Source organism: Cupriavidus neocaledonicus (genome assembly GCF_000372525.1).
Lineage (GTDB): Bacteria > Pseudomonadota > Gammaproteobacteria > Burkholderiales > Burkholderiaceae > Cupriavidus > Cupriavidus neocaledonicus.
The window spans coordinates 1-6761 of the sequence record NZ_AQUR01000037.1; the positions used below are offsets into that span (position 1 = coordinate 1).

7 protein-coding genes are annotated in these 6761 nt (G+C 70.6%); all 7 read right to left on the minus strand.

Annotated elements, in window-relative coordinates:
* A partial coding sequence (locus tag A3AG_RS34790) for a biotin carboxylase N-terminal domain-containing protein (protein WP_155892732.1) occupies window positions 1–94 on the minus strand: 94 nt, incomplete at its 3' end.
* Between the two features lie 71 nt (window positions 95–165).
* On the minus strand, window positions 166–1188 hold the full coding sequence (gene bioB, locus A3AG_RS0100445; protein WP_018003684.1) for a biotin synthase BioB: 1023 nt from the start codon (window positions 1186–1188) through the stop codon (window positions 166–168).
* Window positions 1189–1210: 22 nt separating this feature from the next.
* Window positions 1211–1972: a dethiobiotin synthase gene (gene bioD / locus A3AG_RS0100450; protein WP_018003685.1), complete on the minus strand. Its 762-nt coding sequence runs from the start codon at window positions 1970–1972 to the stop codon at window positions 1211–1213.
* Window positions 1969–3183 (minus strand): 8-amino-7-oxononanoate synthase, encoded by a 1215-nt coding sequence (gene bioF, locus A3AG_RS0100455; protein ID WP_018003686.1) that lies wholly within the window; start codon window positions 3181–3183, stop codon window positions 1969–1971. Before bioF ends, bioD begins: the two co-directional genes overlap by 4 nt.
* Entirely contained in the window at window positions 3173–4585 is a 1413-nt protein-coding gene (gene bioA, locus A3AG_RS0100460; RefSeq protein ID WP_018003687.1) for an adenosylmethionine--8-amino-7-oxononanoate transaminase, read from the minus strand. Before bioA ends, bioF begins: the two co-directional genes overlap by 11 nt.
* A 240-nt stretch (window positions 4586–4825) precedes the next feature.
* Entirely contained in the window at window positions 4826–5614 is a 789-nt protein-coding gene (locus tag A3AG_RS0100465; protein ID WP_018003688.1) for an enoyl-CoA hydratase/isomerase family protein, read from the minus strand.
* Window positions 5615–5666: 52 nt separating this feature from the next.
* Window positions 5667–6563 carry a dienelactone hydrolase family protein gene (locus A3AG_RS0100470; protein ID WP_018003689.1) on the minus strand — a complete coding sequence of 299 codons (897 nt, stop codon included), beginning with the start codon at window positions 6561–6563 and terminating at the stop codon, window positions 5667–5669.
* Window positions 6564–6761 lie beyond the last annotated feature (198 nt).

Below are 6761 nucleotides of genomic sequence, written 5' to 3' on the forward strand. Positions count from 1 at the left end.
ACACCGCGACGGTGCGGATGCCCAGCCGGCGGCAGGTGGCGGCCACGCGGCAGGCGATTTCACCGCGGTTGGCGATCAGGATCTTGTTGAACATGCGCCCTCCTTGTTATCCCCTAACCGGGATATTACGGCGGCGCGCCGTCCAGCGGGCACTTTCCTGTCACATCATCCCGCGTAACCCTCGGCGCGGATGTCGAGGCGGGCCAGCAGCGCGCGGTCGCGGTCAGCCTGCGGATTGCCGGTGGTCAGCAGCTTTTCGCCGTAGAAGATCGAATTGGCGCCAGCCATGAAGCACAGGGCCTGCAACGCTTCGTCCATGGCCTCGCGGCCGGCCGACAGCCGCACCATCGCCTGCGGCATGGTGATGCGCGCCACCGCGATGGTGCGCACGAACTCGAACGGGTCCAGCGCCTCGGTGCCGGCCAGCGGCGTGCCCTCGACCTGCACCAGGTTGTTGATCGGCACCGATTCCGGATACGGGTCCATATTGGCCAGTTGCGCGATCAGGCCCGCGCGCGCCTCGCGCGACTCGCCCATGCCGACGATGCCGCCGCAGCAGACGTTGATGCCGGCATCGCGCACATGGCCGATGGTGTCGAGCCGGTCCTGGTAGGTGCGCGTGGTGATGATCTTGCCGTAGAACTCGGGCGAGGTATCGAGGTTGTGGTTGTAGTAGTCCAGCCCCGCCTCCTTCAGTTGCTGCGCCTGCTCGGCCTTGAGCATGCCCAGCGTGACACAGGTCTCCAGGCCCATCGCCTTGACCTCGCGCACCATGTCCATCACCGGCTCGAGGTGGCGGTCCTTGGGGCTGCGCCAGGCGGCGCCCATGCAGAAACGCGTGGCGCCATTGGCCTTGGCCGCGCGCGCGGCGTCCAGCACTTCCTCCAGCGCCATCAGCTTCTCGGCCTTGACGCCGGCATCGTGGTGCGCGCTCTGCGGACAGTAGCCGCAATCTTCCTCGCAGCCGCCGGTCTTGATCGACAGCAGCGTCGACAGCTGCACGGTGTTGGCATCGAAGTGTTCGCGGTGCACCTGCTGGGCGCGGAACAGCAGGTCGTTGAACGGCAGCGCGAACAGCGCGGCGACGTCATCGACACGCCATTTGGCGTCGTCGGGCAAGGCATGCTGGCGCGCGCTCTGGCGCAGCGATTCGGCGGAGATGGTGGTAACGGTGTGGGCTTGGGTCATGGTCAATGAGATGTTGTTGTTGTCAGGCAGCCAGGCCGGCGGCCTCGGCCTGGTAGCGGGAGGCGGCGGCCAGCAGCGGCGCAAGCTCGAGCCGGCCGGCGGCGGCGGCGGCGGCGGGCGCCAGTTGCCACGGCAGCTCGCCCAGGCACGGCGCATCGAGCGACGCGTGCAGCGTGGCGATGTTCTCGTCGGCCAGCAGCATGTCGGGATCGACCCGGTTGGCGATCCAGCCGGCCAGCGGCAGGCCGCGCGCGCGGATGGCTTCGGCGGTCAGCACGGCATGGTTCAGGCAGCCGAGCCGGATGCCGACCACCATCACCACCGGCACGCTCAGCATCACGGCGAGGTCGGCGGTGTTCCAGCGCACCGCGCCGGCGTCGAGCGGCACGTTGAAGCCGCCCACGCCCTCGACCACCACGGCATCGGCCTGGCGGCGCAGCGCGTCGAAGGCAGCGCGGATCGGCGCGCGCGTGATGCGCACCCCTTCCTGCGCGGCGGCCAGGTGCGGCGAGCACGGCGTGCGCAGCAGGAACGGGCAGGTCTGGCCCAGCGGCACCGCGACCGAGCTGGCGGCGCGCAGCTGCGCCACGTCGTCGTTGTGCCAGTGGCCGTCGCGCCATTCGCTGCCGCTGGCAACCGGCTTCATGCCGGCGGTGCGGTAGCCGGCGCCATGGAGCGCACGCAGCAGCGTGGCGCTGGCGTGGGTCTTGCCGACGCCGGTGTCGGTGCCGGTGACGAAACAGGCGAACGGTGCCACGGGCGGGACGGGTGCGTGCGGGCTCATGCGGCCTCCCGCTGCGCCACCGCGGCGCTCAGCGCATCGAGCAGGCGCCGCACATCGGCCTCGGTGTGCGCCGCCGACAGCGTGATGCGCAGCCGCGCGGTGCCCTCCGGCACGGTCGGCGGACGAATCGCGCCGACGCGGATGCCGTCGGCCTCCAGCGTGGCCGACAGCGCCAGCGCGGCACCGTTGTCGCCGACGATCAGCGGCTGCACCGCGGTCTGACTGTCGCCCAGGGTCCAGCCCGCGATCGCGGCCAGCTGGGCCAGGCCTTCGCGCAGCAGCGCGATGCAGCGCGCCAGTTGCGCCCGGCGCTGCCGACCGTCTTCACCTTCGATGATCGCCAGGCTGGCCAGCAGCGCGTGCGCGACCGCGGGCGGCGCGGCGGTGGTGTAGATATACGGCCGCGCGGTGTTGACCAGGTGCTCGATGATGGTCTCGTGCGCGGCGACGAAGGCGCCCGCGACGCCGGCCGCCTTGCCGAGCGTGCCGATGTAGATGAAGCGTTCGGACGACAGGCCGAGCGCTTCCAGCACGCCATGCCCCTGCTCGCCGAGCACGCCGAAGCCGTGGGCATCGTCGACGACGATCCACGCGTCATGACGCTCGGCCAGCGTCAGCAGCTGGCGCAGCGGCGCGACGTTGCCGTCCATGCTGAACACGCTGTCGGTGACGATCAGCTTGCGTTCACTGGTGCTGGCGGCGAGCAGCGCTTCCAGCGCCGCGGTGTCGCAATGCGGGTAGCGCTGCACCTCGGCACGCGCCAGCCGGGCGCCGTCGATCAGGGACGCATGGTTGAGCGACTCGCAGAACAGCGTCGCCCCGGCCGTCCCCAGCGCGGTCAGCACGGCCATATTGGCCATGTAGCCGGTGCAGAAATACAGCGAGCGCGCCTGCGCGATGTGCGGCGCGAGCCAGCGCGCCAGTTCGTCCTCGAGCTGCGCGTGCGCGAGCGAATGGCCGCTGACCAGGTGCGAGGCGCCGCTGCCGGCACCGTAGCGCTGCGCGCCTTCCACCAGCGCGGCGACCACGCCGGGGTGGTTGGCCAGCCCCAGGTAGTCGTTGCTGCAGAAGGTCAGCAGCGATTCCGGCTCGGTGCCGTCCTCGCCCACGGCCTGGTGCGGCGCGCAGGCGGTGTGCGCGACGCGGCGGCGGCGCGTCAGCGCCAGTGCATGGCGCTGTTCCGCGGCCTGGCGCAGTTGTTCAAGCAGCATGGAGCACCTCCTTGCTTGCGGTGACAGGCGCGCTCACGTCGTCGAGCGTGGCCAGCATCTGCTGGCCCAGCCAGCGCGCCTGCGCGGCATCGAAGACGTAGGGCGGCATCACGTAGAGCGTATTGCCGATCGGGCGCACCAGCAGCTCGCGCGCGCACGCGGCATGGTGGAAGCGCGCGGCGAAGCCGGCGCCGGCAACGTCGTCACGGACATCGGCGGCCCAGATCAGGCCACGCTGGCGCACATGCCGCACGCGCGCGTCGGTGGACAGCGCGGCCATGCCGTCGGCCAGCCACTGCGCGCGCTCGCGGTTGCGGGCCAGCACCTCGTCCTGCGCGAACAGGTCGAGCGTGGCCAGCGCCGCGCGGCAGGCGAGCGGGTTGCCGGTGTACGAGTGCGAATGCAGGAAGCTGCGCGCGAGCTCGTCGGCAACGAAGGCGCGCTGGATCTCCGGGCGCGACAGCACCAGCGACAGCGGCAGGTAGCCGCCGCTGATGCCCTTGGACAGGCACAGGAAATCCGGCCACGCATGCGCGGGCAGCGGCGCCTCGGTGCCGCGCGACTGTTCCCACGCGAAGAAGGTACCGGTGCGGCCGCACCCCACCGCGATCTCGTCGGCGATCAGGTGGACGCGATAACGGTCGCACAGCGCGCGCACGCCGTCGAGGTAGCACGGGTCATGCATCGCCATGCCGGCGGCGCCCTGCACCAGCGGCTCGACGATCAGCGCGGCAATGGCGCCGGCGCGCTCGCGCAGCAGCGTTTCCAGCTCCGCCAGCGCGCGCGCCGCCACGTCGGCGGCGGACTCGCCGCGCCGGGCCTGCCGCGCATCGGGCGACATCACCACATGGGCGCGGCGGATCAGCGCGTCGTAGGCGTCGCGGAAGATCTCCACGTCGGTGACAGCGAGCGCGCCCACGGTTTCGCCGTGGTAGCCGTGGCGCAGGCAGACGAACTCGCGCTTGGCCGGCAGGCCGGTGTTGCGCCAGAAGTGGAAGCTCATCTTCAGCGCGATCTCGACCGCCGAGGCGCCGTCCGAGGCGTAGAAGACGTTGCCGAGCGCGCCGCCGGTCAGCGCCGCCAGGCGCTCGGCCAGCTCCACCGCGGGCGCATGCGTGCAGCCCGCGAGCATCACATGCTCGAGCGTCTCGAGCTGGCTTGCCAGCGCGGCATTGATGCGCGGGTTGGCATGGCCGAACAGGTTGACCCACCAGGAGCTGGTGGCGTCGAAGTAGCGCTGGCCGTCGGCATCGTGCAGCCATGGGCCTTCGCCGCGCACGATCGCCAGCGGCACGGCGTCATCGTCTGGACGCAGGCGCGTGCACGGATGCCAGACGGCGGCGCGGCTGCGCTCGCCGAGGCCGGCCGCGCCGCTGCCTGGGGAAAGGGACAGGTGGTCCAAGATAGCCCTCCTTGGTTGGCCGTCCGCGCTGGCGCCGCCGGCAGGGCCGGTCGGCGCGATGGTCGCGGACGGATTGGGAGGGTCATGGTAGGGAGGACTCCGGCGGCTTGGCAATGCCGCAGGAATTTTCCCGTTAGCGCAGCTTTGAAGGGATTTGGCGAACGTTGCCGGCAAGAAGGGCGGCGCTTGCGGCCAGCGTGCCGCCATCTCCACGCAACCGCACGCAGGCTTTATTTGAACTCAGGCCGGCCGCCACGACGGCGTGCGCTTCTCCAGGAACGACTTCACCCCTTCGCGCCCCTCTTCCGACGCGCGGATCTTCGCGATGCGGTCGGCCGTATCCGCCAGCAGGTCGTTGTCGATCACGCGCCCGGCGATGTCCTGCACCAGTCGCTTGCTTTCGCGCACGGCGTTGGGACTGTTGGCCACCAGCGCGGCGGTCAGCTCCGCGACCTTGGCGTCGAGCGCCTCGGCCGGCACCACCGCATGCAGCAGGCCCAGGCGCAGCGCCTCGGCCGCGTCGAAGCGTTCGGCGGTGATGAAGTAGCGGCGTGCGGCCTGCTCGCCCATGGCGCGGATCACGTACGGGCTGATGGTGGCGGGCAGCAGTCCCAGGCGCGCCTCGGACAGGCAGAAATGCGCATGCTCGGCCGCGACCGCGATATCGCACGCGGCCACCAGCCCCATGCCGCCGGCATAGGTGTCGCCCTGGATGCGCGCGATCACCGGGCGCGGGCACGACCAGATGGTGTGCAGCATCTGCGCCAGCGTCAGCGCATCGGCGCGGTTCTGGTCGTCGGAGTAGCCGGCCATCTTCTTCATCCAGTTCAGGTCGGCGCCGGCGCAGAAGGCCGGGCCGCTGCCGGCCAGCACGATGGCGCGCACCTCGTCCATGTCGCCCAGCGCGCGGAAGGCGCCGGTCAGCTCGGCGATCACGGTCTCGTTGAAGGCGTTGCGCACGTCGGGCCGGTTCAGCGTGACGGTGGCGACGTGGTTGGCGATATTGACGGTCAGGGCAGTGAATTCCATGGTTCGCTCCGTTGGCGGATATGGCGCATATAGCGGCTAGGGAAGGTGCGGCTCAGGTGCCCGGATCGAAGGGCAGCCCCAGCGAGCGGAAGAACTCGCCCACCTCCGGCAGCCACACCGGGATGCCTTCGCGCGCGCTGAACAGGCGATGCGAGTCGGCGCCGAACTCGCCCACGTCGACCAGCCGGGCCTGCGCCGCGGGACCGCTGGCGCGCGCCTTGAAGGCGTTGAACATGCGGCCGGGCAAGGGCACCGGCCAGTAGCTGTCATTGTCGCCATAGACCCACAGCGAGGGGTAGCGCGCCAAGCTGCCGTAGCTGGCGAAGGCATCGACCAGGCGCTCTTCCCAGTCCGGGCAGTTCAGGTTGCGCAGCCCGCCGGCAAAGTTGACCACGCCGCGCACGCCGGGATAGGCGATGGTGCTGAACGCCATGGTGGTCAGGCCGCCGTGCGACTGGCCGATCACGACGATGCGTTCCATGTCGACATAGGGCTGCGTCGCCATGTAGTCGAGCGTGGCGACGACATCGTCGGCCTGCATCATGCCGTTGGTCTCGATATCGCAGCTGCCGCCGACATAGGCGCCGCCCGAGCGCGCAAAGCCCTGCCGCATCGGCAGCACCACCGCGTAGCCGCGGCGCAGGAACTCTACGCTCTGCGCCGGGAAGCGCGCGCGTCCCTGCATGCCGGGCCGGCCCGGCGCCTTGCCGTGGTTGATCACCACCAGCGGAAACGGCCCGGCGCCGGCCGGCTTGAACACCGTGGCCTCCAGGTCGATGCGCGACGGGATCGCAGCCTTGGGCAGCATCACCACCTGCTCCTGGAAGCGCACGCGCGCCGCCGACTGGCCGTTGCCGTCCGCCATCTGCGCATGGCCGCACAGCGGTGCCAGCACGGCAAGCACCGTGGCCAGGGCAAGGCGGTGAAGCAGGCGGGCGGCGCGGCGCATCGGCAATCAGGCAATATCAGGTCGGCGGGAATTACATGCTTACATGCGGAACACGCCGAACTTCATCTCGTCGATCGGCGCATTGAGGCTGGCCGACAGGCCNAGCCCCAGCACCGTGCGCGTCTGCGCGGGGTCGATCACGCCGTCGTCCCACAGCCGCGCGCTGGCGTAGTACGGGTGGCCCTGGTGCTCGTACTG